The organism is Kribbella sindirgiensis (assembly GCF_004331435.1).
Classification (GTDB): Bacteria; Actinomycetota; Actinomycetes; order Propionibacteriales; family Kribbellaceae; genus Kribbella; species Kribbella sindirgiensis.
The window spans coordinates 272,203-295,710 of the sequence record NZ_SJKA01000004.1 but is presented as its reverse complement, the minus strand read 5'-3'; the positions used below and the strand labels follow the sequence as shown (position 1 = coordinate 295,710).

General features: G+C 68.6%; 22 protein-coding genes. 15 read left to right on the top strand and 7 right to left on the bottom strand.

From position 1 onward, the window contains the following. The first annotated feature begins 27 nt into the window (after nt 1-27). Nucleotides 28-519 (top strand): winged helix-turn-helix transcriptional regulator, encoded by a 492-nt coding sequence (locus tag E0H50_RS13240; RefSeq protein ID WP_238150943.1) that lies wholly within the window; start codon nt 28-30, stop codon nt 517-519. Between the two features lie 3 nt (nt 520-522). On the opposite strand, the gene E0H50_RS13235 is transcribed toward E0H50_RS13240, so the two are convergent. After that, the gene (locus E0H50_RS13235; protein WP_238150942.1) at nt 523-1,401 is read right to left on the bottom strand and encodes a helix-turn-helix domain-containing protein; all 879 of its coding nucleotides are present in this window, start codon (nt 1,399-1,401) and stop codon (nt 523-525) included. A 164-nt stretch (nt 1,402-1,565) separates the two neighbouring features. On the opposite strand from E0H50_RS13235, the gene E0H50_RS13230 reads away from it, so the two are divergent. Then, nucleotides 1,566-2,396 (top strand): SAM-dependent methyltransferase, encoded by an 831-nt coding sequence (locus tag E0H50_RS13230; protein ID WP_131287603.1) that lies wholly within the window; start codon nt 1,566-1,568, stop codon nt 2,394-2,396. 67 nt (nt 2,397-2,463) lie between these two features. On the opposite strand, the gene E0H50_RS13225 is transcribed toward E0H50_RS13230, so the two are convergent. Both E0H50_RS13225 and E0H50_RS13220 read right to left on the bottom strand, forming a co-directional pair. Continuing rightward, a complete protein-coding gene (locus tag E0H50_RS13225) occupies nt 2,464-3,540 on the bottom strand; it encodes an RICIN domain-containing protein (RefSeq protein ID WP_131287601.1) in 1,077 nt (358 codons plus the stop codon). A gap of 108 nt (nt 3,541-3,648) precedes the next feature. Continuing rightward, on the bottom strand, nt 3,649-4,218 hold the full coding sequence (locus E0H50_RS13220; RefSeq protein WP_238150941.1) for a helix-turn-helix domain-containing protein: 570 nt from the start codon (nt 4,216-4,218) through the stop codon (nt 3,649-3,651). Nucleotides 4,219-4,272: 54 nt separating this feature from the next. Here E0H50_RS13220 and E0H50_RS13215 point away from each other — a divergent pair, with 54 nt between their 5' ends. Continuing rightward, entirely contained in the window at nt 4,273-4,965 is a 693-nt protein-coding gene (locus E0H50_RS13215) for an AzlC family ABC transporter permease (protein WP_131287598.1), read from the top strand. Further along, nucleotides 4,958-5,281 carry an AzlD domain-containing protein gene (locus tag E0H50_RS13210; RefSeq protein ID WP_131287595.1) on the top strand — a complete coding sequence of 108 codons (324 nt, stop codon included), beginning with the start codon at nt 4,958-4,960 and terminating at the stop codon, nt 5,279-5,281. The genes E0H50_RS13215 and E0H50_RS13210 overlap by 8 nt, the downstream gene beginning before the upstream one ends. On the opposite strand, the gene E0H50_RS13205 is transcribed toward E0H50_RS13210, so the two are convergent. Further along, the gene (locus tag E0H50_RS13205; RefSeq protein ID WP_131287592.1) at nt 5,258-6,349 is read right to left on the bottom strand and encodes a substrate-binding domain-containing protein; all 1,092 of its coding nucleotides are present in this window, start codon (nt 6,347-6,349) and stop codon (nt 5,258-5,260) included. The two genes, E0H50_RS13210 and E0H50_RS13205, sit on opposite strands and share 24 nt — an antisense overlap. A 95-nt stretch (nt 6,350-6,444) precedes the next feature. Between E0H50_RS13205 and E0H50_RS13200 the strand changes: the two genes are divergently transcribed. From E0H50_RS13200 to E0H50_RS13180, 5 genes are read left to right on the top strand one after another with little or no spacing between them, the layout of a single operon-like run. Then, nucleotides 6,445-8,298, top strand: coding sequence for a right-handed parallel beta-helix repeat-containing protein (locus E0H50_RS13200; RefSeq protein WP_131287589.1), 1,854 nt, complete (start codon nt 6,445-6,447; stop codon nt 8,296-8,298). A gap of 26 nt (nt 8,299-8,324) precedes the next feature. Next, entirely contained in the window at nt 8,325-8,966 is a 642-nt protein-coding gene (locus E0H50_RS13195) for a hypothetical protein (RefSeq protein WP_131287586.1), read from the top strand. A gap of 5 nt (nt 8,967-8,971) precedes the next feature. Next, on the top strand, nt 8,972-9,673 hold the full coding sequence (locus tag E0H50_RS13190) for a tyrosine-protein phosphatase (RefSeq protein ID WP_131287583.1): 702 nt from the start codon (nt 8,972-8,974) through the stop codon (nt 9,671-9,673). Nucleotides 9,674-9,715: 42 nt separating this feature from the next. Next, the gene (locus E0H50_RS13185) at nt 9,716-10,597 is read left to right on the top strand and encodes an ABC transporter permease (protein WP_131287580.1); all 882 of its coding nucleotides are present in this window, start codon (nt 9,716-9,718) and stop codon (nt 10,595-10,597) included. Next, nucleotides 10,584-11,339: an ABC transporter ATP-binding protein gene (locus E0H50_RS13180; protein ID WP_131287577.1), complete on the top strand. Its 756-nt coding sequence runs from the start codon at nt 10,584-10,586 to the stop codon at nt 11,337-11,339. The genes E0H50_RS13185 and E0H50_RS13180 overlap by 14 nt, the downstream gene beginning before the upstream one ends. On the opposite strand, the gene E0H50_RS13175 is transcribed toward E0H50_RS13180, so the two are convergent. After that, nucleotides 11,336-12,340: a glycosyltransferase family 2 protein gene (locus E0H50_RS13175; RefSeq protein ID WP_131287574.1), complete on the bottom strand. Its 1,005-nt coding sequence runs from the start codon at nt 12,338-12,340 to the stop codon at nt 11,336-11,338. The genes E0H50_RS13180 and E0H50_RS13175 overlap by 4 nt on opposite strands. A 6-nt stretch (nt 12,341-12,346) precedes the next feature. Beyond that, nucleotides 12,347-13,831 (bottom strand): LCP family protein, encoded by a 1,485-nt coding sequence (locus E0H50_RS13170; RefSeq protein ID WP_131287571.1) that lies wholly within the window; start codon nt 13,829-13,831, stop codon nt 12,347-12,349. Between the two features lie 259 nt (nt 13,832-14,090). Here E0H50_RS13170 and E0H50_RS13165 point away from each other — a divergent pair, with 259 nt between their 5' ends. From E0H50_RS13165 to E0H50_RS13140, 6 genes are all read left to right on the top strand, one after another. Then, nucleotides 14,091-14,921: a S1 family peptidase gene (locus E0H50_RS13165; RefSeq protein WP_131287568.1), complete on the top strand. Its 831-nt coding sequence runs from the start codon at nt 14,091-14,093 to the stop codon at nt 14,919-14,921. A gap of 84 nt (nt 14,922-15,005) precedes the next feature. Then, nucleotides 15,006-17,093: a spermine/spermidine synthase domain-containing protein gene (locus E0H50_RS13160; RefSeq protein ID WP_131287565.1), complete on the top strand. Its 2,088-nt coding sequence runs from the start codon at nt 15,006-15,008 to the stop codon at nt 17,091-17,093. Nucleotides 17,094-17,390: 297 nt separating this feature from the next. Beyond that, entirely contained in the window at nt 17,391-18,023 is a 633-nt protein-coding gene (locus tag E0H50_RS13155) for a class I SAM-dependent methyltransferase (protein WP_131287562.1), read from the top strand. 61 nt (nt 18,024-18,084) lie between these two features. Further along, nucleotides 18,085-19,038: a UDP-glucose 4-epimerase GalE gene (gene galE / locus E0H50_RS13150; RefSeq protein ID WP_131287559.1), complete on the top strand. Its 954-nt coding sequence runs from the start codon at nt 18,085-18,087 to the stop codon at nt 19,036-19,038. Between the two features lie 87 nt (nt 19,039-19,125). Then, nucleotides 19,126-19,545, top strand: a complete 420-nt coding sequence (locus tag E0H50_RS13145) for a cyclic nucleotide-binding domain-containing protein (protein WP_131287556.1) — start codon at nt 19,126-19,128, stop codon at nt 19,543-19,545. A gap of 28 nt (nt 19,546-19,573) precedes the next feature. Continuing rightward, on the top strand, nt 19,574-22,744 hold the full coding sequence (locus E0H50_RS13140; RefSeq protein WP_131287553.1) for an AAA family ATPase: 3,171 nt from the start codon (nt 19,574-19,576) through the stop codon (nt 22,742-22,744). Here E0H50_RS13140 and E0H50_RS13135 read toward each other — a convergent pair. Further along, entirely contained in the window at nt 22,719-23,507 is a 789-nt protein-coding gene (locus tag E0H50_RS13135; RefSeq protein WP_131287550.1) for an SDR family NAD(P)-dependent oxidoreductase, read from the bottom strand. The two genes, E0H50_RS13140 and E0H50_RS13135, sit on opposite strands and share 26 nt — an antisense overlap. Between the last annotated feature and the right edge of the window lies 1 nt (nt 23,508).

The following is a 23,508-nucleotide window of genomic DNA, read 5'->3' as shown; positions in this document are numbered from 1 at the left end:
TCTGTCAAGCGGACTTATCATCGAGGTATGGGTACGGCAGTGAGCGAACAGATGCCGGAGGCGATGAACTGGTCCACGGAGAACTGCACGATCTCCCGGACGATGGACATCCTCGGCGACAAGTGGACTTTTCACGTCCTGCGCGAGGTCTTCGTCGGCGTCCGCCGGTTCGAGGACATCCGCGCCCGGGCCGGCGTACCGCGTCAGGTCCTCACCGAGCGGCTCGCCGCGCTGATCGAGCGCGGTCTGATCCGGCGTCACCCGTATCGCCTGCCTGGCCAGCGCGAACGCTCCGAGTACCGGCTGACCCAGGCGGGGCTCGACCTCTATCCGGTGCTGGTGGCGATGATCCAGTGGGCCGATCAGTACCTGCCGCTCGACTCCGGCCCGCCGATCGAGCCGCGGCACCGCGGCGACTGCGGCGAGCGCGTCACCGTCGTCATGCAGTGCGAGGCCGGCCACGAGCCAAGCCCGCGTGAAGTTGCCTTCCGCCCCGGCCCGGGCGCGCAACCGCGTTAGGTCCTAGAGGTCGAGGTCCGCGATCGCCCTGCGGAGGATGGATTCGGTCTCGCGGGGCTGGGCCGCGGTGATCGACACGGAGTCCATGGTGACGACGTACGTGTCCAGTTCCTCGCGCTTGTCGAGGTAGACGGCGCTGGTCAGGTGCTCGATGTAGACGATGTCGGGAAGGTCGGCGTCGTTGAACCGGAGCAGTGTGAACGCGCCGCCGGTCGCCGTGTACCCGCCCTTCTCGAACGGGATGATCTGCAGCGTCACGTTGTGCCGGCGCGCCGCGTCGATCAGGAACTCCAGCTGGGCCTTGAGAATCTGGCGGCTGCCGATCGGACGTCGCAGGACCGCCTCGTCGATCACCGCCCAGAGTCGCGCGGGTCGTTGCCGTGTCAGCACTTCCTGGCGGCTCATCCGCAACGAAACAAGGCGATCCTGCTCGGCCCGCGACAGCGGCTTGTCCTGCCGGCCGAGTTGTACGACGGATCGCGCGTAGTCCGGTGTCTGCAGCAGACCCGGTACGAACTGCAGCTCGAACGTACGAATCAGGTCGGCCGCCATCTCCAGGCCGAGGTAGGAGTGGAACCACTGCGGCGTCAGGTCGTCGTACCGTTGCCACCAGCCCGGGTTGTTCGCGTCCCGCGCCAGCGCGAGCAGCCGGTCGCGCTCCTCCGGGTCCTCGAGCTTGTACAGCGTCAGCAGGTCGTCGACGTCGCGGACCTTGAACCCGACGCGGCCGAGCTCGAGGCGGCTGATCTTCGATTCCGAGCCGCGGATCGCCCAGCCCGCGTCGGTGCGGGAGACGCCCGCGTTCTCACGGAGCCGGCGCAGGTGCACCCCAAGCATGATGCGCAGGGCGGTCGGGCCGCCGTACGCCCCCGGCTCGGTCACCTCAGGCCTCCCAGCAGCAGCGTTCCGGTGTGCAGCAGTTGATCATTTCATGACGGATCGTGATTGTGTCCAGCCGCACGCGCCGACACGGTGTGTTCAGTGCGCCGTACTCTCGGTAGAGTCGGGCGCACAGACGCACCCTTCACTCTCTGCGAGGTCCACTGATGGTCGATGCCGCCAACGCGCCAAGCTCGATCCCGGTCGGCGTCGACACCAGCCGGGCCAGCATCGCCCGGGTGTACGACGCCTTCCTGGGTGGCAAGGACAACTACGAGGTCGACCGCGAGGTACTGCGCGGGGTCCAGGCCGCGGCGCCGCAGGCGCAGGACCTGGCCTGGTCGAACCGGAACTTCCTGATCCGTGCCTGCCGGTTCCTGGCCGGCCAGGCTGGGATCACGCAGTACCTCGACTGCGGGTCCGGTCTGCCGACCGCCGAGAACACCCACCAGGTCGTGCAGCGGATCCAGCCCGAGGCCAAGGTCCTCTACATCGACAACGACCCGGTGGTGCTCGCGCACGGCCGCGCGCTGCTGGAGGAGAACGAGAACACCCTGTTCGTCAGCGCGGACATCTTCGACCCGGACGAGGTGCTGAGCCACCCCGAGGTGCGGGCCTTCCTCGACTTCAGCCAGCCGGTCGCCGTGATCCAGAACGGCACGCTGCACCACTACATCGGCGACGAGGGCGCGCAGATCATGCAGAAATACGTCGACGCGGTGGTGCCCGGGTCGTACACGGTGGTCTCGCACTTCTTCGACCCGGAGACGCCGGAGCACACCGAGGTCGCCCAGAAGATGGAGGACAAGTTCATCCACAGCCCGATGGGCAGCGGCCGGTTCCGCACCCGTAAGGAGCTGATGACGTTCTTCCCCGGCCAGGAGCTCGTCCCCCCGGGCCTGGTGCTGTGCGACGACTGGTGGCCGGACGGCCCGCGGCTCAAGCCGCTGAACCAGGTCGAGGAGTGCATCGTCGGCGGGATCGGCCACAAGGTCTAGCAAGGGATCTTCACCGTACGTCGCGACGCCCGGGACCGCTGTGTGCGGTCCCGGGCGTCGTCCGTTGTCAGACCGTCCAGCGTTGCGCCGCCGAGTTGTTGCAGGTGGCAACAGTCACGGGATTGCCCAGGGTTGCCGGTGCGGTGAGGCAGCGGCCGCCGGACCGGATCGTGCCGTCGCCGGGCAGCGTCCACTGCTGGTTCGTGCCGCCGTGGCAGCTGTAGAGGATCACGGTGCCGGCTTGTGTGGCACTCGCGTCGAGGCAGCTGAACAGGGCGTGGAACGTGGAGTTCTCCGCGTGCACCCAGTTCTGGTTGTTGCCGCCGGTGCAGGTGTACAGCAGGATCGTCGTACCGTCCGAGCCGGAGACGTCCAGGCAGCCGCCGCTGCCGCGGATGTCGCCCGAGGCCGAGTTGCCGATGCCGTTCTCCTGGACGGCGGTCGATCCGTTCAGCGTGACCTGGCTGTCCGCGGCGCAGCCGCTGCTCTCCGACGTACCGGTGAAGTGCGCGGTGAGGCTGCCGCTGGTCGGCACGCTCATCGTCAGCTTCGAGTACGGCTCGTCGTCGCAGGTGGCCTTGTCGTTGTTCCAGTCGAAGTACTCGGTCCAGCTGACCATTCCCGACGTACTGATCGTGTTCCCGGAGCCCGTTTGCAGGCTGCCGAGTTTGAACGACGTACCGGCGGTGAGGTCGCGGACCGTCACGCCGTACCAGCCGCTGCCTTCGCTCGCGACGGCGAACCTGTAGGTGTGGCCGGGGGTCGGAGCCTGGTCGAGGCGGCAACTGCCGCCGGTCCCGTCCTCCTGGAACTGGATGCAGTACGTGCCCGCGTCGCCGGCCTTCCAGGCGGTCGAGTTCCAGAGTGAGTACAGGAACATGCCACCGCCGTCGCGGTGCGCCTGCATGCCGGTGTACCCGCCGACGTCGCCGCCGGTGAAGCCGAACTGGTTGGCCCAGTAGACGTTCGCGCGGCCGGGGGAGGCGTTGATCGTCATCGTGAACTCGGCCTGGGTGAGCGAGGCGGTGTCGAACGTGTAGTTGACGTAGGTGCCGGGCGTGACGCCGACGGCCGACGCACTACCCGGGACGAGGGCGGCGGCGAGGCCGAGAAGAGCGCACAGCAGTAAGGACTTGAGTCTCATCGGGGGTGCTACCTCCAAGCGAAGTGGGGCGGACTTCAGCCAGAGAGCTCTCTCGATGACGATGATGCGCAGAGCTGCGCGCAGATGTCCAGAGGTGAGCGGTTAACGTTACACGTGCTCGGAAATGAGCGTGGCGACTGTTCCTTCCTCCAGGGCTTGGAAGATGTGCGGGAGGTCGCCCGGATAGGCGATGTAGTCGCCCGGTTTGAGTTCGACCGGGTCATCGAGCGGGCCGACGAGGGCGCGGCCGGAGCCGAGGACGACGTGTTCGACAACACCGGGCATATGCGGCTCGGACTTCCGGCCGGGGCCGGGGGCGACGACGATGCGGTAGATGTCGCGGCGTGCGTTCGGCGGGCTGGAGGCGACCAGCGTGGCGCTGTAGTCGGCCTGGTCGGAGTAGATCGCCGGGCCTTCGCCGGCGCGGATGACCTGGACCTTCGGGCGCGGCGGGTCGAGCAGCGCGGCGAACGGGGTGTCGAGCGCGACGGCCAGTGCCCACAGGGTTTCGACGCTCGGATTTCCGGTACCGGACTCTAGTTGGGACAGCGTGGACTTGGCGACCCCGGCGCGTTTCGCGACCTCGGTCAAGGATAGTCCGGCGCGGGCGCGGTGCCGGCGCAGGGACGACGCGATCACGTCGAGGGGTGCCTTGGTGTCCATCGCTGTTCGCTCCATCGGTCTATTCGTTCGGCTTGACGAACGAGGGGTGCGCTGTTCATCATAATGCCCATGCGTTCGATATGGCGAACACTCGATCGGGGACTCGCCCGTGACATCGGTCTGGTCTGCCTGGCCGACGGTGTCGTCGGGGTGTCGTACGGCGCGATCAGCGTCGGCGGCGGGCTGCCGTTGTGGGTGCCGATCGTGCTGTCGATCGTGGTCTTCGCGGGCGCGTCGCAGTTCCTGTTCGTCGGGATCGTCGCCGCCGGCGGGAGCCCGATCGCGGCGATGGTCGCGGGGCTGCTGGTGAACACCCGGCACATCGCGTTCGGGCTGGCGGTCAGCGACGTGATCGGCGGCGGGTGGCGGCGCTGGCCGGGCAGTCACCTGATGACCGACGAGAACGTCGCGTTCGCGATGGGACAGGACGAGCTGAAGCAGCGGCGCGCGGCGTACTGGGCCGGCGGGATCGGCATCTTCGTCTGCTGGAACATCGGGGTCGTGATCGGCGGACTGGCCGGCTCGGTGATCACCGACACCGACGTCTTCGGACTCGACGCGGCCTTCCCCGCGGTGCTGCTGGCGCTGGTCCTGCCCGCGCTCCGTGACCGGTCGACCCGTACGGCGGCGTTCGTCGGTGTTGTGATCGCCTTGATCGCTACGCCGTTCCTGCCGTCTGGCCTGCCGGTACTGCTCGCGCTGGCCGGTCTGCTGTTCTACCGCGCCGGGAAGCCCGCACTGGAGGACGCGCACCATGAATAACACCCCACTGCTGCTGGTCGCGATCGGAGTGCTTGCCGTAGGCACCTTTTCGATGCGGTTCGCGGGGCCGGCGCTGCGGAGCCGGTTCGAGGTGCCGGAGCGCGCACAGCAACTGCTCGCCGCGGCCGCGATCGTCCTGCTGACCGCACTGGTCGCCACCTCCGCACTGACCGACGGCCACGGCCCCGCGGGCGTAGCCCGACCGGCAGGCGTACTCGTCGGCGGCATCCTCGCCTGGCGCAAGGCGCCGTTCGTACTGGTGGTCGTCGCCGCCGCGGCAACCGCCGCCGCCCTACGCCTGCTGGGTGTGCCGTAGCCGGCTGGTGGTTGCTCTTTGGTGGAGGCGGGGGACGATGGCGAGTTTGGTGGGTGGGTGGACGTCGTGGGTGTGGTGCCCGCGGCTGGAGAGGCGGTCGACGATCATCTCGACGGCGCGCTTGCCCAGAGCAACGCGGTCCGGCGCGATGGCACTGAGGCCGCCGGCCGGGTTGCTGGGGAGCCCGTCGTCGTACGACAGGATCGACACCCGGTCCTTCAGGAACTCCCGGGCGGCAACTGCGTCTTCGTCGGTGTGGATGAAGAGCGCCGTCGGCTCCTGATCGCGGAAGACCTGCTCCAACGCGTCGGTCAGCACACGTCTCTGGTCGGAGGAGCGTTGCAGGCGGGTGATCCCGAGCGTGACCCCGCGCGCCGGAGCGATCGTCGCGCCGTACGCCGATGCTGTTCGCAGCAACGTCGGCGCGGTCGGGGTGTCGCGGATCAGGCAGTGGATCGTCCGGTGTCCAAGGGCAGCGAGGTGATCGAGGCCCAGTACCGCTCCGGCCTCGTGGTCGGTGAACACGTGGTCGACGGGCGAGCGGGCGGCGGCCACGGACGTTGCCGGGTCGAGGTCGCGGACCCAGCCGAGCTCCCACGGCCGTTCGATCAGCACGACCGGTACGTCGGTGCGGCACAGCTGACCCCACGTCGTCGCCGGGAGATGCGGCGTGACGAGTAGTCCGTCGAGCTCGAGGCTGGTGATGCGTGCGTACCGTGCCGCGGCGAGATCGTCGGTGTAGTCGTAGTCGGCCTCGATCAACGTGCTGCCACTCGCGGCCGCTGCCTGTTCCGCGCCCGCGAGGACGGCGTCGAAGCAATAACCCCGCGTCGGGACCAGGATGCCCAGCCGCAGTTGTGCGTCGACAGGCTTGCGGCGCCCGGCCCCGACAGCTCCGCCGTGAACGCGGGTCAGCCGCCCGGCCGTCGACAGTTCCTCGATGTCCCGCTGAATTGTGCGGACGCTCGCGCCCAGAGCCGTTGCTGCCTCGAGGGCAGACACCGAGCCCGTGCGCTCGATCCACTTGACCAGAAGCTCTCTGCGCTGTGCCCCGAGAAGCTGCCTCATGCTCCCAGGACGATACGTGAGGACGTGTCGTCTTTTGTCCGAATCGGCGCGCCGCGGCGGGCAGCCGTGGTGACCTGTCGTCGGAGGTGGTCAGCATGAGACTGAAGATCGCGCTGGCGTTCGTGGTGCTGCTCGTGGCCTCGGCGCTCACCAGCGCCAACGCGTCGGCGGCAGGGTCCTCGTACTACGTCGACTGTTCGGCGGCGTCCGGCGGCAACGGCAGTCAGGCAGCGCCGTGGAACTCGCTGGCGACCGTCAACGCGCACGTGTTCGCGGCCGGAGACAGAGTGCTCTTCGCCCGCGGTGTCACCTGCGCCGGCCAGCTCAAACCGTCGGGATCCGGAACCGGCGCCGCGCCGATCACCGTCGACGCCTACGGAACCGGCAGTTCGCGCCCCGTCGTCGCCGGCGGGGGAACCGTGTACGCCGCGGTCCACCTGTACAACGTCCAGTACTGGGAGATCCGCGGTCTGGAGGTCACCAACCAGGGCGCCGCGGTCGCCGAGCGGAACGGGATCCTCGTCGAGCTCGCCGACTTCGGCACCGGCTCGCACTACGTCGTCGACAACGTCTACGTGCACGACGTCAACGGCGGCGACACCAAGAACAGCAACGGGATCCAGTTCCGGGTCAGCGGGACGACGACACCGACGCACTTCGACGGCGTCACCGTCGAGAACTCCGAGATCTACCGCGTCGACCGCGAAGGTCTCACCACCTCGTCCAGCTGGGGCTGCCGCGCGATCTACGCGTGCACGTCCGGGCCGGTGTGGACCGCGAACACCGGCATCGTCTTCCGCAACAATCGCATCCACGACATCGGGGGCGACGGGATCGTCCTGCGGATCGGCGCCGACGCGGTGGTCGAGCACAACACGGCGTACGACATCTGGATGCGCTCGGCGGGGAACAACGCGGGCATCTGGACCATCAACAGCGACCGGACCCTGGTGCAGTACAACGAGGTCTACCGGGTACGCCGGCCGTGCTGCAACGACGGGATGGCGTTCGACTCCGACGGCGGCAACCGCGGCGTGATCTTCCAGTACAACTTCAGCCACGACAACGAGGGCGGGTTCGTCCTGTTCTGCGGCTGTTCCAGCGGCTGGAGCACCTCCGGCACCATCGTGCGGTACAACCTCTCGATCAACGACAAGTCCCGCATCCTGTACGCCGCGGGTGAGAGTGCCGCGCAGATCTACGGGAACACGTTCTACATCCCCAGCGGATCGTCGACGAAGGTGATCGAGGACAACGGGTCCGCGTCCACCAAGGCGACCTGGACGAACAACGTCATCTACAACCTCGGGACCGGCGGGTACGACCAGGTCGCGAACCACGTGTTCCGCGGAAACCTCTACTACGGCAACCATCCGTCGTCGGAGCCGGCCGATCCGTACAAGTCGATCGCGAACCCGCTCCTCGCCGCGCCGGGCAGTGCGACACCCGACGGGTACAAGCTCGGCCCCGGATCGCCCGCCCTGCGGACCGGGCTGAACCTGGTCGGATCCAGTCCCAAGGACTACTTCGGCGGTCCGGTCCCGGTCGCCTGCCGGCCGGACATCGGCTTCCATCAGCGCTCGACCTTCGACGACACGGCCTGCGCCGGCACGAACCTCATCCCGGCCGGCGCGTTCGAGTCGGTGAAACTCGGTCCGGCCCCGGCGAGTGCCGAGCAGGTCGTCACGGTGCAACCCAGTACGACGTACGTCCTGTCCGGCTGGGGTCGCGTCTCGGCGTACGACACGGAGATCGTGATCGGGGCGAAGGCCTTCAACGGTACGTCGGAGGTCCGGGCGCCCTCGTTCGTCAACACCACGTGGCGCGGCGGAAGCGTCACGTTCACCACCGGCCCGAGTGCGACGACTGCGAAGGTCTACTGCTTCACGCGAGCGGGCGCCGGGTTCGGCTACTGCGACGATCTGACCCTCACGCGGCAGTCTCCGTAGCAACCTGCACCAGATACCGTGCGGGTATGACGTACCCCGGAGCTCCGGCCGAGAAGAAGTCGGTCCTGCCGAAGATCGCCATCGCGTGTTTCGTCGTCGGCGCGCTGGTGGTCGGGTTCTTCGTCTGGCGGATCGTCGTGACCGCGCCGCGGACGCCGCAGCCGATCGAGGACGGGGTCGTGCACCTGACGAAGGAAGGGCTGACGATCTACGCGTCGATCCCGGTGCTGACCCCGCCGTGCGAGGTGCAGGACGCGAATGGCAACGACGTACCGATCAAGCCGCCGACCGGGTCGGAGACGATCACGATCAACGGCGAGAGCTGGTACGTCGTCGCGCGGTCGACGCGGACCGTACCGGCCGGGGACTACAGCATCTCCTGCACCGACGACGAGACCAGTGCGACGTACGCGGCCGGTCCGAAGTCGTCGGTGGTCGCGTTCGTGCTGTCGATCCTCGGCACCGTGTTCTCGTTCCTCATCTTCCTCGGCCTCGGCATCACGTTGCTGACTGTCGGCGCGGTGAAGAAGCGGCGGCGCAACCGTCCCGCGAACACGTTCCCCAATCAGCCCGGTGCCTACCCGTACCCGCCGCCGCAGAACCACACCTTCCCGGAGCCCCCGCCCTACAATCCGGGACCGAACCCGGACCGCCCACAGGACAGGTGACAGCGATGGATCTCGATTGGCCCGGCTGCCGCAACGTCCGTGACGTCGGCGGCCTGCCGACCGCCGACGGACGTGTGGTGCGGGAGGGCGTGCTGATCCGCGCGGACAGCCTGCAGTACCTGAACCCGGACGGCGTCGAGGCGGTCCGCCGGTCCGGCGTGAGCCGGATCCTGGACCTGCGCGGTGACGGCGAGGTCGCGATCGCGCCGACGCCGTTCACCGGTACGCCGTTGGCGGTCCGGCAATCGCTGGCGGATCCGGCGGATCCGGATCACGGGCAGCCGACCATCATCGCGGCGTGCATCTGGATGCTGGACAAGCGGCCGGAGCTGTTCGCGGCGGCGGTGAAGGCGATCGCGGACGAGCCGGAGGGCGCGGTGGTCGTGCACTGTCACGGCGGCAAGGACCGCACCGGCATGATCGTCGCGCTGGCGCTGAGCGTGGCCGGCGTACCCGAGGAAGAGATCGTTGCCGACTACTACCTCACGCAGTCGCGGCTTGCGCCGTGGCTGGAGGAGCAGCTCGCCGAGGAGTTCGACGTCGCGAAGCACCCGGAGCTGATCGAGTTCCGGGACACGCGGGCCGAGTCGATCGTCGCGATCCTGCGGCATCTCGACGAGAAGTACGGCGGACCCGAGGCATACCTGCGGCACGGTGGTCTGACCGACGACGACCTGGACAAGCTGAGAGCCCGCTTAGTGGCCTGACCTGAGTCACCGCCACGTCACACACCGCAGTACATTGGCGCAATGCCAACCGCCGCAGAGCAGACCGATGCCGCGGCGTTGGCGCGACGCTACGGACTCTCCAAGAGCTCTGTCCGCCCACCGCTCGGCGCGTACCTGCACGAGTTGTGGAGCCGTCGCCAGTTCGTCGTCAGCTACGCCGCCGCCCGAACCTACGCCATGTACGCCGGGGCACGTCTCGGGTCGATCTGGCAGGTACTGACGCCGCTGCTGAACGCGGCCGTGTACTACCTGGCCTTCGGTGTCCTGCTCGGCACGAAGAACGGGATCGACAACTACGTCGCGTTCCTGCTCAGCGGAATCTTCGTGTTCACGTTCACGCAGCGCTGTATGACCGAAGGCTCGCGGTCGCTCGCGCTGAACCTGTCGCTGATTCGCACGCTGCACTTCCCGCGCGCGACCCTCCCGCTCGCCTACGTGCTGAACGAGCTGAACCAGATGCTGGTCTCGCTCGGCATCCTGTTCGTGGTCGTCGGGTTCACCGACGGGCCGGCGTGGCGGTGGCTGCTCGTCGTCCCGGCGATGCTGCTGCAGGTCATGTTCAACATCGGGATCACGCTGGTCTTCGCCCGGATCGGGACGTTCGTCTCCGACATCACCCAACTGCTGCCGTTCGTCACCCGCACCTGGCTGTACGCGTCCGGGATCTTCTTCTCGCTGCCGGCCAAGCTGCACCAGATCGACGCCCCGGGCTGGGTGGTCCAGGTGCTCGCGTTCAACCCGATCTCGGCGTACATCGACATCATCCGCCGGTCGTTGCTCGACGAGCACGAACCGAACCAGCTGCCGCACGCCTGGTCGATCGCGATCGTCTGGTCGTTCGTGATGCTGGCGGCCGGATTCCTCTACTTCTGGCAGGCGGAGGACCGTTATGGGCGAGGCTGAGCCGACGGTCATCGCCGACCGCCTCGACATCATCTACAAGGTGATCGCCGGGCAGGGCGGCAAGGGTACGGCGGCGACCGCGCTGCGCCGGATCGTGAAACGCCAGGACCGGCCGACGATCCGCGAGGTGCACGCGGTCAGAGGAGTCAGCTTCACGGCGTACAAGGGCGACGCGATCGGCGTGATCGGCCGCAACGGCTCCGGGAAGTCGACGATGCTGCGCGCGATCGCCGGTCTGCTGCCGCCCGCGTCCGGGGCCGTCTACACCGGCGGCCGCCCGTCGCTGCTCGGCGTCAACGCGGCGATGATGAACGACCTCACCGGCGACCGCAACGTCGTCCTCGGCTGCCTCGCGATGGGCATGTCCGCGGCCGAGATCCAGCGCCGGTACGACGAGATCGTCGACTTCTCCGGGATCGGCGACTTCATCGACCTGCCGATGTCGACGTACTCCTCCGGGATGGCGGCCCGGCTGAAGTTCGCGATCGCGTCCGCGAAGACGCACGACATCCTGCTCGTCGACGAGGCGCTGGCGACCGGTGACGCCGAGTTCCGGGTCCGGTCGGAGCGCAAGATCAAGGAACTCCGCGACCAGGCCGGCACGGTGTTCCTGGTCAGCCACAGCCTGGACGTGGTGCAGGAGACCTGCAACCGCGCCCTCTGGCTGGACGCCGGCGTGCTGAAGCTCGACGGCCCTGTCGACGAGGTCGTGGCCGCCTACATCAAGTCGACCCGCGGTTAGACGGCCTTCGGCCTCTCGCGGAGGCCGATGAGGAAGCCGAGGCCCCAGGAGACGTGCATGGTCGCGCAGACCAGCGGCATCCAGAACAGCGCCTTCCAGGGCAGGTAGCGGCCTTCCATCGCGGAGCCGAAGATCAGCAGCAGGGCGTAGCCGATCGGGGCCAGGAAGCCGATGTCGAGCCAGCTGATGCCGGTGGCCAGGCCGATGATGCCGAGGACGGTGCCGACGGCCAGCGCGATCACCGCGACCGGCGGTGCCAGGTACCGCTTGCTGGCGGTCTCCGGGTGCCGGCGGATCACCTCGCGGCGCCACTGGCCGGTGTGGAAGAACTGCTTCGCCACCGCGGACAGCGACGAGCGCGGCCGGTACGTGACGGACAGGTCCGGGCTGAACCAGATCAGGCCGCCGGTCTTGCGGATCCGGTAGTTCAGCTCCCAGTCCTGGGCCCGGTGCATGGTCTCGTCGAATCCGCCGACGCGCTCCAGCGCGGCCCGACGGAAGACTCCGAGGTACACGGTGTCGGCCGGACCGGCCTTGCCGCCCTGGTGGAACGTCGACGCGCCCAGACCCAGCCGGGAGCGGTACGCGCAGGCGACCGCCATCTCGGTCGGGGTCCGGCCCTCGGCGGCCATCACGCCGCCCACGTTGTCCGCGCCGCTCTCCTCCAGCACCTCGACCGCGCGGGTGATGTACCCGTCGGTGAGCGCGCCGTGCCCGTCGACCCGGACCAGGATGTCGTGCTTGGCGTGCGCGATGCCGACGTTCAGCGCGGCCGGCGTCTTGCCGGTCGGGTTCGGCACGATGCTGATCCGGTGGTCCTTCTCGGCCAGCTTGTCCGCGATCTCCTGGGTCCGGTCCTTGCTCGGGCCGATCGCGAGGACGACCTCCAGGTTGCCGGGGTAGTCCTGCTCGAGGACGCGGCCGACCGCCTCCTCGAGATGGCGTTCCTCGTTCAGCACGGGCATCACGACGGACACGGGTGGCCAGTGGGACAGCGGCATATCAGGTCAGGCCTTACAGATCGATGCGACGTCGTCGACGCCGGTGGCGGGTGTGGTCGGTGAGCTGGTCGGTTTCTTCGTGGTACCGGAGGTCGGCTTCTTCGTCGTACTGGTCGTCGGCTTGCTGCTACTCGGAGTGCTCGAAGTCTTACCGTCTCCTCCCGAGCCGCCCTTGTCCAGCTGTTCGGACTTCGTAATCGCCTCGGCGACCTTCGTCCGGATCAGCGCGAAGTCCGGGTTGCCGGTGTGGATCAACGGCGGGACCGCGGAGAAGCTTGACACCGGCAGCTTCTTCGCGTCCAGCGCGAGATCGGTGAAAGTGCCCAGTTCACCCGCCGGAATGTTCGTCTTGACCACCTGTTTGCTGGCCGCCGCGATGCCCTGGAACTTGGTCAGCACCGTCTGCGGGGACAGCTGGTTCAGCATCGCGGACATCACGCACTTCTGCCGCGCCATCCGCTCGTAGTCCGACGACTCGGCCCGCGAGCGGGCGAACCACAGCGCGTGGTATCCGTCCAGGTGCTGGTTCTTGCCGGCCTCGATGTAGCCCTTGATCGGCGAACTGCCGCCGCCGATCGGGACCCGTTTGCCGATGTCCAGGGTGATGCCGCCGACCGCGTTCAGCAGGTCGCGGAAGCCGGCCAGGTCGATCAGCACGTAGTAGTTCAGCTTCAGCCCGGTGACGGCCTCGACGGCCTGCATGGTCGCGGTCTCACCGGGGTTCGCGTCGCCCGGGAACAGGTTCTTGTGGTTGACGGCATAGGTGTAGACGGCGTTCAGCAGGCACTCGGAGCCGCAGTCCTTCCACTTGAAGCCCTCGGGGAACTGCTTCGCCATCGCCGTACCGGCCGGGAACGGCACCTTGGCCAGGTTCCGCGGCAGGCCGATCAGGACCGTCCGGCCGGTGTCCGCGTCGATGCTCGCCACCGTCATGCTGTCCGGCCGGGTGCCGATCCGGTCCGCACCGGAGTCGCCGCCCATCAGCAGCACGTTGTAGCGGCCCTTGTCGGCCTTCGACTTCTGCCCGTTGCCGAACACGCTGGCGACGAAGTCACGCTGGGTGTTCACGATCACGCTGGCGTAGACCAGGGCGCCGACGACCACGAAGATCAGGACGCCGTCGAGGATGCTGGTGATCAGCCGGTGGTTGCGTTCCAGCGTCAGCGGCTGCGCGATCCGGTACGCGTCCACGAACAGGGCCGCCCAGCCGATCGCGAGCAGGATCAGCAGCACCTGCACCAGCCGCAACGTGCCCGGCCGGGCCAGGAAGTTGATCGTCCCCGAGCGCCAGATCAGGCCCAGGACGACCAGGAAGACGACGATCGCGATCAGTCCGGCGACCACCCGCCAGGCCCAGCGGCCGGCCCGCTTGCTACCGGCGACGATCTGCGCCGAACCCGGGAGGACCAGCGTCATCAGCAACAGTGTCAGCGCCCGCTGGAACCGCTTCGGCTCGCGGAGATTGCGCAGGTCTGGCTTCTCCTGCGGCATGACGTCCTTCCCCTGAAAATCCGACGCAGTCCTCCGGGCGGCTCTGCCGACCGTACCCTGCCGTTCCTCGTCAGTCGGTATGACGTGCCGGGGTCGGCGATGGTTCGAGACCGGGCGGATCCGGAAACGAAGAGTAGCAGGATCGATACTCAGCGCAGGAAAACCCCTGATCTCACCCTGCTTCACACAGCTGTGATGGTCGGCGGCGGTGGGATGCGTTACGAAGACCTGTACGCCCAACAAGTGAGGAAACCGCCCCATGAAACTGTTCCGCACGCTTTTGGCTGCCACCGCGGTCGTCAGCACCTCCGTCCTCGGCACCACCGTCGCTCAAGCCGCGCCGGGTGCCGACTTCACCGGGATCGCCGCGCTCAGCAACTGCTCCGCGTCCCTCGTCCGGTACGCCGAATCGGTCAGCACCGACAAGGCGCTCGTACTCACCAACGGGCACTGCTACGAGGGCGGGTTCCTGCAGCCCGGCCAGGTGCTGGTGAACAAGAACTCGACGCGCTCGATCACGCTGCTGAAGCCGGACTCCAGCCGGGCCGGCACGATCCGCGCCGAGAAGATCCTGTTCGGCACCATGACCAAGACCGACATGATCGTGTACCAGGTCAACGAGACCTACGCGTCGATCAAGAGCCGCCTGAACGTGACCCCGCTGACGCTCGCCAAGCAGGGCCCCGCGGACGGCGCCGGTATGGCCGTGGTGTCCGGGTACTGGAAGCGGATCTACACCTGCTCGGTGCAGGCGACGATCCCGCAGCTCCGCGAGGGCGACTGGACCTGGCAGAACTCGATCAAGTACCAGCAGCCCGGCTGCGAGACGATCGGCGGTACGTCGGGATCGCCCGTGGTCAGCACCTCGACTGGTGAGGTGATCGGTGTGAACAACACCGGTAACGAGGACGGCGAGCAGTGCACGGTGAACAACCCGTGCGAGGTCGACGCCGACGGCAACGTCACGGTCGACCAAGGCGCGGCGTACGGCCAGCAGACGTGGTGGCTCTACACCTGCCTGACCGCGAACCGCACCATCGACCTGAACAAGTCCGGCTGCGAACTCCCGAAGCCGACCCGTCGGCACTGAAGGCGCTGACCGCAATTTGAACAGAAAGTAACGATGCCTGCGGGGTGACGCAGAGCACTTCGATATCCGGTAACGTCGCCCCGCATGGCAGTCGACTCCGCTACTGATCCCGTCGTCACGACCGGTTGGCCGAGCCCGTTCGGGGTTCGGACGCGGTTGGTCGCGTCCAGCGCGCTGATGCTGTTCGTCGAGCTCGCGCTGATCCGCTGGACCGGTTCCAACGTCGTGCATCTCAGTTACTTCTCGAACTTCGTGCTGCTGGGCTCGTTCCTCGGGATCGGGATCGGCGTCCTGCGCTCCGGCCGGGCGAAACGGCTGCCGTACTACTCGCCGATCATGCTCGGCCTGCTGGTCCTGGTGATCGCGTGGAAACCCGTCACGGTCGACCGCGGCAGCTCGTCGAGCGTCATCTACTTCACCAGCCTGAACACCACGGGCCCGCCCGTCTGGGTGATCCTGCCGATCGTCTTCGTCGCGGCCGCCGTGGTGCTGGCCGGGCCCGCCGAGCTCGTCGGACGTTGTTTCGCGGAGCTTCCGCGACTGACGGCGTACCGGTTCGACCTGGTCGGATCGCTGATCGGGATCATCACGTTCACCGCGCTGTCGTTCCTGGGCGCACCGCCGATCTGGTGGGGGCTCATCGTCACGGTGGTGTTCGCGGTGCTGATGATCCCGCGGGCCTCCGGAGCCGGCCGAAAGGCGGTCGCGACCGCGCTGAGCGCCGCGATGGTGCTCGCGCCGCTGCTCGTGATGCTCGGGGTGCTGTTCAAGGAGTCGACCAAGTCCGACAACAGCTGGTCGCCGTACTACAAGGTGCAGACGAAGCAGTACACCTGGGAGGGTGTGCCGCTGCTGACGATCACGGTGAACGGCGTACCGCACCAGCAGGCGATCCCGGCCGACGCGCGGCTGCAGTGGGAGCCGCAGTACGGCCTGCCGTACGAGCGCGCGAACGCGGGTAAGCAGCCGAAGAACGTGCTGATCATCGGCGCCGGATCGGGTTCGGACGTGGCGATCGCGCTGAAGAAGGGCGCGCAGCACGTCGACGCGGTCGAGATCGACCCGCGGATCCGGGACCTCGGCAAGGCGCTGCACCCGGACCGGCCGTACCAGGACCCGCGGGTGAGCTCGCACATCGACGACGGGCGGGCGTTCCTGTCCCGGACCGACAAGAAGTACGACCTGATCCTGCTGGCGCTGCCGGACTCGCTGACGCTGGTCAACGGCGCGAGCTCGCTGCGGCTGGAGAGCTACCTGTTCACGCAGCAGGCGTTCGAGTCGGCGCGCGACCACCTGAACCCGGGTGGCGCGTTCGCGATGTACAACTACTATCGCGAGACCTGGCTGATCGACCGGCTCGCGTCGACCGCGCAGCACGCGTTCGGGCACAAGCCGTGTGTGGACAAGATCGGCGACGGCCTGCAGCAGGCGGTCGTGACGGTCGGACTCACCGAGCAGGACCAGAACTGTTCCGCCGAGTGGGCCGGTGCGACCGCGGAGACGCCGCCGCCGGCCACGGACAACCGCCCGTTCCTGTACCTGTTCACGGACCGGATCCCGTCGCTCTACCTGGTCACGCTCGGGCTGATCCTGGTCGCCGGTCTCGTCGGCGTCGGGATCGCCGGCGGCGGGTCGTCGTACCGGCGGATGCGCCCGTACGCGGACCTGTTCCTGCTCGGGGCCGGGTTCATGTTGCTGGAGACGAAGAGCATCACCGGGTTCGCGTTGCTGTTCGGTACGACGTGGGTCGTGAACGCGATCGTGTTCGCCGGCGTGCTGGTGGCGGTGCTCGCGGCGGTCGAAGTGACGAGACGGTTCAAGACACCACCGATCAAGGCGATGTTCGCCATTCTGTTCGGCGGGCTCGCGTTGTCGTGGGTGTTCCCGGACAGTTGGCTGCTGTCGATGCCGGTCGGGTTGCGGGCGCTGGTCGCGGTGCTGATCGCGTTCCTGCCGATCTTCGCGGCGAACGTGATCTTCGCGAAACGGTTCACCGACACCGCCGACGGTACGGCGTCGTTCGGCGCGAACCTGCTCGGCGCGATGCTCGGCGGCTGTCTCGAGTACGCCGCGCTGATCATCGGCTTCCACGGCCTGCTGATCATCGCCGCGCTGCTGTACGTCGGAGCGTTCGTCCTCACGCCAAAAGTCCGTGCGGTCACGCGGAGCTAGTGTCCTGCGTCGCAACTTCGCGTCGTAAGTCAATCCTGATGCGATCGCGGCCCAACTGACAGAGCCCGCAGCTCCCGACCAGCACGGTCCGTGGACGGGACCGGGGAGCGTTACAGCCAATTTCGGGAGGGTAGAGCTCCCCAAAGCACCCTTCGTCGTGGGCGCAGCGCTCGGTCTCGTGCCGACGCGCTGGTGCGGTGCCCGATCCGGGAGTACACACCCCCGGACCTCGCTGGATAGCTGCTAGGTTCTGATGTCTGGGTCGCTCGGACCTCCGCGAACCTGGAGGTTGCGCAGATGAACGAGCTCGCCGACTACTACCGCGAGCGTGCCGGTGAGTACGACGTGGTGTACGAGAAGCCTGAACGGCAGGAGGACCTCGCTCGCCTGCGGGCCCTCCTGCCACCGCTCGTCGCGGGTCGCTCGGTGCTGGAAGTTGCCGCTGGCACCGGTTACTGGACGAAGGCGTTGGCGACCACCGCGGAGTCGATCGTCGCGACGGACCTGAACGACGAGACGCTCGCCGTCGCGCGGACGCGGTCCTACGGTCCGGCCGACGTACATTTCGAAACCGCGGACGCGTACGACCTGGGCGTGGTCCCGGGGTGCTTCGATGTGATCTTCGCCGGCTTCTTCTGGTCGCACGTGCCGCGGTCCGACGGACGGCGGTTCGTCGAGGGCCTGCGGGACCGGGTCGAGCCGGGTGGTGTGGTGATCCTCGCGGACAACCGGTACGTGGAGGGCAGCAACTATCCGATCACCCGGATCACGGACGACGGCGACACGTACCAGACGCGCCAGTTGTCGGACGGGCGGACGTTCGAGGTGCTGAAGAACTTCCCGAGCCGCGAGCAGTTCGCGGCCGATGTGGCGCCCGCCGAGGTGGAGTGGACCGAGCTGACTTACTTCTGGCTGGCAACTGTCTGCTAGTTGGTACAGGTTCGGCCCGTTTCCGGGGTCCCGGTCGGATTCCGGTGGCAGGATCTGAGACATGACGTGGCTCGTGACTGGTGGTGCCGGATACATCGGGGCGCATGTGGTGCGCGCCTTCCGCAACGACGGGATCGACGTGGTCGTGATCGACGACCTGTCGAGCGGGAAGGCGGAGTTCGTCCCGGACGGCGTGCCGTTCGTGCAGGCGAACCTGCTCGACGGTACGGCGGTCCGCCGGGCGCTGGAGGGTGTCGACGGCGTCGTCCATCTCGCGGGCTTCAAGTACGCCGGGGTGTCCGTGCAGCGCCCGCTGCACACGTACACGCAGAACGTGACCGCGATGGTGTCGCTGCTCGAAGCGATGGCGGAGACCTCGGTGCGCAACATCGTGTTCTCGTCCAGCGCCGGCGTGTACGGAACCCCGAAGGACGAGGTGGTGACCGAGGACACCGCGCCGGACCCGCAGTCGCCGTACGGCGAGTCGAAGCTGATCGGAGAGTGGCTGCTCCGCGACCAGGCCGCCGCGACGGACCTGCAGCACACCTCGCTGCGCTACTTCAACGTCGTGGGATCCGGTGACCCGACGGTGTACGACGCCTCGCCGTACAACCTGTTCCCGATCGTCTGCGACCTGCTCACCAAGGGCAAGGTGCCGCAGATCTACGGCACCGACCACCCGACCCCGGACGGCACGTCGGTCAAGGACTACGTGCACGTCGCCGACCTGGCCCGCGCCCACGTCGCGGCCGCCCGGGCCCTCGAGTCCGGCAAGACCCTCGAACCCGTCTACAACCTGGGCAGCGGGACCGGTACGTCGGTCCGCGAGATCATGGACGCCGCCCGCCGGGTCACCGGCATCGACTTCACCCCGACCGAGGGCCCGCGCCGCCCCGGTGACCCGTCCCGCGTCGTTGCCAACGGCGACCTGGCCGCCCGCGACCTCGCCTGGCAGAACACCTTCACGGTCGACGACATGTTCGCGACCGCGTGGGAGGCCTGGCCGAAAAGCTGAGTGGTGACGATCCCCCGGCGGTTGTACCCTGTGGCGCAGTTCACAGTTGCGGCCCGGACAACGGGCGCCGATCGAGGGGTGCGATCCATGAGTTACGAGAGCCTGCCGCAGTTCCTGGCGAAGATCGACCTCTTCGAAGGACTGCCGAAGGAGACACTGTCCGAGCTGATCGAGCGTGGCACCACGCTGAAGGTTCCGGCCGGTAGTCATGTGGTCGAGCAGGGCGCCCACGACGCGGGCCTGCAGGTGGTGCTGGCGGGCTCGGCCGTGGTGTCGGTCAACGGCGTCGAGCGTGAGCCGCTGGAAGTCGGTGACTACTTCGGCGAGGTCTCGCTGATCGACGGCCTGCCGCGCTCCGCGACCGTGGTGGCCGGGCCGGACGGGCTGAGCACGTTCGCGCTGTCCGCGCTGGCGTTCGAGCCGGTCGTGCGGGCGAACCCGGACGTCGCCCAGTCGCTGCTCAAGGCCCTGACCGCCCGGATCCGCAGCCTCGAGTCCGGGAGCTGAACCGATCCGGCAGCCGCCTGGGGGCCCCATGACCGAGGAACGCAAGGTCGTCACGGTGCTGTTCTGCGACCTCGTCGGGTTCACCACCGCGTCCGAGGTCGCCGACCCCGAGGACGTCCGGCGCTGGCTGGCGCCGTACCACTCGGCCCTGCGGCAGACGGTCGAGCGGTACGGCGGGACCGTGGAGAAGTTCGCCGGGGACGCCATCCTGGCCGTCTTCGGCGCACCGCGGTCCCGGGAGGACGACGCCGAACGGGCGGTCCGGGCCGGCCTGGCGATCCTCGAGGCGGTGCGGACGCTGCCGGACGGGCCGCTGGAGGTCCGGATCGGTATCGAGACCGGCGAGGCGCTGGTTGAGCTGACCGCGCGACCCGAGCTCGGCGAGCCGTTCGTCACCGGCATGGTGGTCAACCTCGCCGCCCGCCTGCAGTCCTCCGCGCCGATCGGGGCGATCGTCGTCGGTCGCGGCACCCACGAGGCGACGAGTCGCGTCTTCGGGTACGACGCGCTGGAACCCGTTGCGGCCAAGGGCATCAGCCGCCCGGTCGAACGCTGGCAGGCCGGCTCGCCGCGAGCACGTTTCGGCACCGACGTGATCCGCGATCTCAGTACGCCGATGGTCGGCCGGCAACGCGATCTGACCTTGCTGTGCACGGCGTTCGAGAAGGCCATCGCGGAGCTGGTGCCGCAGTTCGTCACGTTGCTCGGCGAGCCGGGGATCGGCAAGTCCCGCCTGGTCGCGGAGTTCGGCGCCTGGCTGGATCAGCACGACGAACTCGTCACCTGGCGCGAAGGCCGGTCGCTGCCGTACGGCGAGACGCCGTTCGGGCCGATCGCCGAGATCTTCAAGATCCAGGCCGGGATCCTGGACACCGACCCGCCGGCGCAGGCCGTCGCCAAGCTGGACGCGATCGTGCCCGACGGCGCGGACCGTGCCTGGCTGCGGGCGCGGGTCGGGCCGCTGGTCGGCGCCGACCAGTCCGCGCAGCCGGGATCCGCGGCCCAGGAGGAGTCGTTCGCGGCGTGGCGGCAACTGCTGGAGTCGTTCGCGGAGCAGTCGCCGGTGGTTCTGGTGTTCGAGGATCTGCACTGGGCGACGGACGCGATGCTCGCCTTCGTCGATCACCTGGCCGAATGGCTGACCGGCCTGCCGCTGGTGGTCGTCGTCACCGCCCGTCCCGAGCTGCTCGAACGCGGACCGCAGTGGACCCGTGGCGTGCAGAACGCTCTCACCGTCGGCCTCTCGCCGCTCACCGCGGACGAGACCGAGCAACTCCTGACCGGGATGTTCGCCGGTCAGGAAGTCCCGGACGAGACGCGTCGTCAGCTGGTACGCCGAGCCGACGGCAACCCCTTGTACGCCGAGGAACTCGCCCGGGTGGTGACCGACTGCGGCCCGGAGCAGGCCGGCTCGGACGACTTGCCGGTGGGCATCGCGGCGCTGATCGCGGCTCGGCTGGACACGCTGGAGCCGGACCGCAAGGCCTTGCTCGCGGATGCCGCCGTGATCGGTCCGGTGTTCTGGGCCGAAGCCGTCGCGGCGCTGTCCGATCGTGATCCGGGCGAGGTGCTCCAGGCACTGCAAGAGCTGGCCCGCAAGGAGCTGGTGCGGCCGGTTCGGCGATCGTCGATGCTGGGCCAGCGCGAGTACGCCTTCTGGCACGCACTGACCCGCGACGTCGCCTACAGCCAGGTGCCGCGCGCGGTCCGGTCGGCACGGCACCTCGCCGCCGCCGCGTGGCTCGAGCTGCGCTGTGCCGCCTGTCAGGCGGAAACCCCGAACCTGATCGCGTACCACCTGACCACCGCGCTCGACCTGGCCGCTGCACGGGGCGACACCGACGCGGCGGCGCAGATCGCGCCGCGAGCCCGCCGGTACCAACTGATGGCCGCGGAACTGGCGATGAACCTCGACACCAACGAGGCGCTCGCCCTGCTCGACCGTGCGCTCGCCCTGAGCCCGGCCGGCGACCCCGAACGACCCACGGTCCTGCTGCGCTGGGGCTGGGCGGCTTTCCAGGCGGGCCGCCTCGACGACGCCCAGGCGGCGTACGGCGAGGCGATCGCCGGATTCGAGGCGATCGGGGACACCCGCGGCGTCGCGCTGGCGTTGCGAGCCTCGACGTACTCGCTGAGCAGCATGGAGGAGAGCCTCGCCACGGTCGACCGGGCGGTCGGGATGCTCGAGGAGCTCGGGCCGAGCGAGGACCTGGTGCTGTTGCTGTCCGGCCAGGCGAGCATCCGGGTGGTCGCGAGCCGCTACCAGGATGCGATCGACTCGGCGAACCGTGCTCTGCGGATCGCGACCGAGCAGGGGTACGAGGTGCCGCACCGGGCCCTGGAGTCGCGGGGGCTCGCCCGGGTCGGTCTGGGTGACACCGGTGGGCTCGTCGACGTGAAGGAGGCGCTCACTGCGCTGCTCGAGGGCGGCCGGGGGCGCGATGCGGCGGTGACGTGGCTGAACTACGGCTGGGTGCTGTGGCAGATCGAGGGCCCGGTGGTTGCCTTGGGCGAGCTGGAAGCGGCTCGCGAGTTCTCCGCCCGGCGCCGGCTGGCCGAGATGGAGGAGCAGATCGGCTGCACCGTCCTGCAGTTGATGATCGAGACCGGCCGGTCGGCCGAGGTGATCGCGGCGTGCCGGTCGCAGCTCGAGCACCCGTCACCGGCGTTCACCCTGCTGCGGCGCATCGAGGTCCTCGGCGCGCTGGCGGTGGCGGAGGCCGAGGCGGGTCTTCCGGGCGCTCGTGATCACGCCGAGGAGGCGTACCGGCTGGCGGTCGAGGCGGGCTGGCCGGACATGATTGCCGTGGCGGCCGCGCCCGCGGCGACGACGCGTGCGCACGACGGTGACCGGGACGGTGTCCTGGAGATCCTGCAGTTGCTCGCCTCGCTGGCCGATCTGCACGGCAGCATCGAATTCGACGTCCGCCTGCCGTCCCTGGTGCGCGCGGCGCTCGCTGTCGGCCACGTCGAGGCCGCGGCTGTCCTCGCGGACTCCGTGGAGCCGGTGCTGCCGATGCGCGAGTACGCGGCGACTACGGCTCAGGCGCTGCTCGCCGAACACCGCGGCGACACCGAGACCGCGGCCGCCGGCTTCACCCGCGCCGCCGCGGACTGGGGTGCCTTCGGCAACAAACTCGAACAGACCCAAGCCCTCCACGGACTGCACCGCATCAGGGCGCTGGATACTCCTTCTTGAAGGGGCCCGAGGTGGTCAGGTCGAGGACGCCGGGGCCGGTGAGGACGCCGCCTTCGACCGGGAGAGTGTGGCCGGTGATCCAGGAGGCGTCGTCGGAGGCGAGGAAGGCGACGGCGGCGGCGATGTCCTCGGGCTCGCCGACCCGGCCGAGCGGGTACATCGTGCCGAACTTCTCCAGCGTGTCCGGCTGATTGTCCCAGTTCGGCGTCCGAATGGTGCCGGGGGCAACCACATTGAACCGGACGCCGAGGTTGCCGTACCGGGCGGCGTAATTGACCGTCATCGCGACCTGCCCGGCCTTGGCGGCGGAGTACTCGATGTTGCCGAAGGCGGCGATCCCGTTCACCGAGCTGATCGTGACCACGTTGCCGCGGTTCTGCACCAGCTGGGGCAAAGCCGCCTGGATACAGCGCGCGGCGCCGACCAGTGTGAGGTCGAGCTGCGCGTGCCACTCCTCGGCCGTGGCGTCCTCGGGTACGGACCGCACGATGCACCCGCCGGCGTTGTTCACCACGACGTCCAGACGGCCGAACCGCTCGACCGCGGCCGCGACCGCCGCGTCGACATCGTCCCGGCTCGTCACGTCGGCCTTGAGCCCGATCGCGTTCGAGCCGATCTCCTTCGCGACCTCGGTGACCTTCTCCTCCTGGAGATCGGTCAGCACCACCGACGCGCCTTCGTCGGCGAGCCGCCGCGCGACCGCCGCACCGATGCCCTGCGCCGCCGCCGTGACCAGTGCGACCTTCCCTTGGAACCGCTGCACG

Excerpts from the sequence above, each read along its gene's own strand:
- E0H50_RS13140 (WP_131287553.1), top strand. The coding sequence starts at position 19,574 with ATGACCGAGGAACGCAAGGTCGTCACGGTGCTGTTCTGCGACCTCGTC.
- E0H50_RS13155 (WP_131287562.1), top strand. The coding sequence starts at position 17,391 with ATGAACGAGCTCGCCGACTACTACCGCGAGCGTGCCGGTGAGTACGAC.
- E0H50_RS13190 (WP_131287583.1), top strand. The coding sequence starts at position 8,972 with ATGGATCTCGATTGGCCCGGCTGCCGCAACGTCCGTGACGTCGGCGGC.
- E0H50_RS13200 (WP_131287589.1), top strand. The coding sequence starts at position 6,445 with ATGAGACTGAAGATCGCGCTGGCGTTCGTGGTGCTGCTCGTGGCCTCG.
- E0H50_RS13170 (WP_131287571.1), bottom strand. The coding sequence starts at position 13,831 with ATGCCGCAGGAGAAGCCAGACCTGCGCAATCTCCGCGAGCCGAAGCGG.
- E0H50_RS13160 (WP_131287565.1), top strand. The coding sequence starts at position 15,006 with ATGGCAGTCGACTCCGCTACTGATCCCGTCGTCACGACCGGTTGGCCG.
- E0H50_RS13180 (WP_131287577.1), top strand. The coding sequence starts at position 10,584 with ATGGGCGAGGCTGAGCCGACGGTCATCGCCGACCGCCTCGACATCATC.
- E0H50_RS13205 (WP_131287592.1), bottom strand. The coding sequence starts at position 6,349 with ATGAGGCAGCTTCTCGGGGCACAGCGCAGAGAGCTTCTGGTCAAGTGG.
- E0H50_RS13225 (WP_131287601.1), bottom strand. The coding sequence starts at position 3,540 with ATGAGACTCAAGTCCTTACTGCTGTGCGCTCTTCTCGGCCTCGCCGCC.
- E0H50_RS13145 (WP_131287556.1), top strand. The coding sequence starts at position 19,126 with ATGAGTTACGAGAGCCTGCCGCAGTTCCTGGCGAAGATCGACCTCTTC.
- E0H50_RS13240 (WP_238150943.1), top strand. The coding sequence starts at position 28 with ATGGGTACGGCAGTGAGCGAACAGATGCCGGAGGCGATGAACTGGTCC.
- E0H50_RS13230 (WP_131287603.1), top strand. The coding sequence starts at position 1,566 with ATGGTCGATGCCGCCAACGCGCCAAGCTCGATCCCGGTCGGCGTCGAC.
- E0H50_RS13220 (WP_238150941.1), bottom strand. The coding sequence starts at position 4,218 with ATGGAGCGAACAGCGATGGACACCAAGGCACCCCTCGACGTGATCGCG.
- E0H50_RS13195 (WP_131287586.1), top strand. The coding sequence starts at position 8,325 with ATGACGTACCCCGGAGCTCCGGCCGAGAAGAAGTCGGTCCTGCCGAAG.
- E0H50_RS13215 (WP_131287598.1), top strand. The coding sequence starts at position 4,273 with ATGCGTTCGATATGGCGAACACTCGATCGGGGACTCGCCCGTGACATC.
- E0H50_RS13175 (WP_131287574.1), bottom strand. The coding sequence starts at position 12,340 with ATGCCGCTGTCCCACTGGCCACCCGTGTCCGTCGTGATGCCCGTGCTG.
- E0H50_RS13210 (WP_131287595.1), top strand. The coding sequence starts at position 4,958 with ATGAATAACACCCCACTGCTGCTGGTCGCGATCGGAGTGCTTGCCGTA.
- galE (WP_131287559.1), top strand. The coding sequence starts at position 18,085 with ATGACGTGGCTCGTGACTGGTGGTGCCGGATACATCGGGGCGCATGTG.
- E0H50_RS13165 (WP_131287568.1), top strand. The coding sequence starts at position 14,091 with ATGAAACTGTTCCGCACGCTTTTGGCTGCCACCGCGGTCGTCAGCACC.
- E0H50_RS13185 (WP_131287580.1), top strand. The coding sequence starts at position 9,716 with ATGCCAACCGCCGCAGAGCAGACCGATGCCGCGGCGTTGGCGCGACGC.